The sequence below is a fragment of the Mesorhizobium sp. M7A.F.Ca.MR.148.00.0.0 genome, assembly GCF_003997735.1.
Lineage (GTDB): Bacteria > Pseudomonadota > Alphaproteobacteria > Rhizobiales > Rhizobiaceae > Mesorhizobium.
This window is the reverse complement of the sequence record NZ_RZTB01000736.1, coordinates 1-229: the sequence shown is the minus strand read 5'-3', so window position 1 is coordinate 229 and position 229 is coordinate 1. Positions and strand designations below refer to the sequence as shown.

Genomic DNA, 229 nt, shown 5'->3' with positions numbered 1-229 from the left:
GTGCCGGGCGCCCGGCCGATGCCGAGATCGATGCGGCCCGGATGCAAGGCGGCCAACGTGCCGAACTGCTCGGCAATCACCAGCGGCGAATGGTTGGGCAGCATGATGCCGCCGGCGCCGACACGAATGGTCTTGGTGCCGCCGGCGATATGGGCAATGACGACAGCGGTTGCAGCGCTGGCGATACCCGGCATGTTGTGATGCTCGGCCAGCCAGAAACGCTTGTAGC

The 229-nt window shown here is 66.4% G+C and carries 1 protein-coding gene; it reads right to left on the bottom strand.

The annotated features are described in order from the left end of the window. Positions 1 to 229: LLM class flavin-dependent oxidoreductase (locus tag EOB49_RS36050; RefSeq protein WP_127383592.1), on the bottom strand; the 229-nt coding region annotated here is incomplete at both ends.